Source organism: Streptomyces sp. PsTaAH-137, assembly GCF_003259365.1.
Classification (GTDB): Bacteria; Actinomycetota; Actinomycetes; order Streptomycetales; family Streptomycetaceae; genus Streptomyces.
Genome location: NZ_QLLY01000075.1, coordinates 1 through 2,451, shown reverse-complemented (window position 1 = coordinate 2,451; position 2,451 = coordinate 1). Strand labels below are relative to the sequence as shown.

Here is a 2,451-nt window from a genome sequence, read left to right as displayed (position 1 = left end):
CCGATGCTCCGCATCGGTGCAACTCCCCGACTTCGTCGTGGAGTTGGGCGTCACTGCGTGACGCCTGCCGGTTCCGCTCCGCGGCCCGGCGGCTCGGATCGCTCCGCGATCCGGCCTGGCAGGTCCACGCTCCGCGCGGACCTGGAAAGCGGCTGGCTGGGAGGCGGGTTCTGCTTGCGTTTCTGCGGACTGTGAGGCGGTCCTACCTGTGGCTTGGCTTCACAGTCCGGCGGATCGGGTGGATTCGGTCCGTGCGGGCCGGTCTTGCTCTGTCGTGTGTGTCATTATTTTGGGTAGGCTACGTTATGGCCTGGGTGTGGGTCCTTGGTAGTCCTGAGTAGAGCTGTGGTCTGTCGCCTGGTTTTCAGCAACTCGGCGCCATGCTTTCAGTTCTTATCAGTACGTGCCGAGAATAAAATTTCACGGAAGCCGGGGATTGCAGTAATGAAACTTCTGCCGCATCAGGTCGAAGCCGTGGACGGCATTTTGAGGGCCCTTCAGGAGCCGGTCGACGGCACGATGCCGCCCCAGGGGCTGCGGGCGCAGGTCGTGTCCGCGACGGGGTCGGGGAAGACGCTGATGGCGGTGGAGGCTGCCCGTCGGCTGAAGGCGCGGCGTGTGCTGGTGTTGGTGCCGACGCTGGATCTGTTGTTGCAGACGGCGGCTGCTTGGCGGGCCGGGGGTCGTGGTGGGGCCATGATCGGGGTGTGTTCGCTGTCTGCTGCGGACAGTCAGGGCATGTCGTGTACGACCAGTGATGTGGAACTGCGGTTGTGGCTGCGGGACTTGGATCAGGTCACCGTGTTCGCCACCTACGCCTCGCTGGGTCTGCGGACCCTGCAGCGGGCGCATGCGGCCGGCGTCGGGGTGTGGGACCTGGTCGTCGTCGATGAAGCGCACCGCACCTCCGGTGATGCGGGCAAGCCGTGGGCTGCGGTCCATGACCAGCAGCAGGTTCCGGCGTGGCGGCGGTTGTATATGACAGCGACGCCGCGGGTGTGGGAGGCCGGCGGGGTAACACCGGGCATGGTGGCGTCCATGGACCGCGACAGTGCGGTGTTCGGGCCGGTGGCGTTCGAGCTGAAGCTGTCCGAGGCGATCCGGCGAGGCATCGTCGCCCCGTATCAGGTCGTGTGTGTGGAGATCGAGGACGAAGAGCTCTACCAGGCTGTGCAGGACGCCCCTTTGGGTACCGACCCTGTACGCGGTGCGCGGCTTGCTGCGTTGCAGACGGGGCTGCTGACGGCAGCGGCGGACGAGAAGCTGCGCCGGATCCTGACGTTCCACAGTCGTGTCTTTGAGGCGGAGGCGATGGCGGCCGGCGTGCCGGCCGTCGCGGAGCAGCTACATGCGGACGATCCAGGCCGCTTCCCTGCGCCGGATCGGGTGTGGGCGCAGTGGCTGTACGGGGAGCATGCGCCGGGGCATCGGCAGGCGGTGCTGCGGGAGTTTGCTTCCGACTTCCTTTCCCGGGAGCGGGGCCGGGATGTGAGAGCGGCGGTGCGGGTGTTGGCGTCGGTCAAGGTGTTGGGCGAAGGTGTTGATACGGCCCGGTGTGATGCTGTCGCGTTTATGGATACGCGGGGTTCCATGGTCGATATTGTGCAGATGGTGGGGCGTGCTCTGCGTATCCGGCCGGGTGAGGGGAAACTCGCCACCCTGGTCGTTCCCATCTTTATGCGGCCGGGCGAGAATCCTTCGGAAATGCTGACCTCAGAGGCCTACAGCAGTCTGGGCAAGCTGCTGTCTGCCCTGCGGGCGCACGACACCGAGACCATCGAGGCTCTCGCGGATCCCCGTGTCCGCAGCGGGAGTTGGAACTCCAAGGACGAGCCGTTCGAGGCGGGCGAGGCGGCCGCTGACTCGGACGTGGTCGAGGGCCAGGACGAAGACAGCGACGACGCCGAGCGGGCAGAGGCTTTGCCGGTGGTCAGTGGGGCGGCTGCACAGTTGCTGCGGTTCTCCAGGCCGCGGGACCCCGCGCTGCTCGCGCAGTTCATCCAGTTGCGGATCCTGGACCCGGAGAAGGCGTATTGGCGGCGGGGCATCGCCGCCTGCCTGCAGTACCTCAAAGAGACCGGCACGGAGGAGCTGAAGGCGCCGTACCGGTATGTCACTCCAGAGGACTGGGCGCCGGCCGGGTTCCCACTGGGCGTATGGCTGGCGGACCAGCGCAAGGCCTACAACGCCGAAACCCTCCCCGCTGAACGAGTACGGCAGCTCGACGCACTGAGCATGGTGTGGAACGCCCACGATCACGCCTTCGAAGAAGGCCTCGCGGTTGCACAAGCGTGGGCGGAGGAACACGGGCACCTCCTCGCGCCGGTGAGCGCGGTCAGTGCAGGCGGGTTCCCGATCGGGGTGTGGCTGAAGAACCAACGCGCCGCCGCCAGAACCGCCGTAGAAGCCGCTGCAGCGCACGAACAGGGCCAGTCGGTCCCTCCGGGCGGG

1 protein-coding gene is annotated in these 2,451 nt (G+C 66.8%); it reads left to right on the top strand.

Translation table 11 applies throughout. The features are described 5' to 3' along the window. Positions 1-444: 444 nt before the first annotated feature. The coding region (locus K377_RS40930; protein WP_202455405.1) for a DEAD/DEAH box helicase at positions 445-2,451 on the top strand (2,007 nt) is incomplete at its 3' end.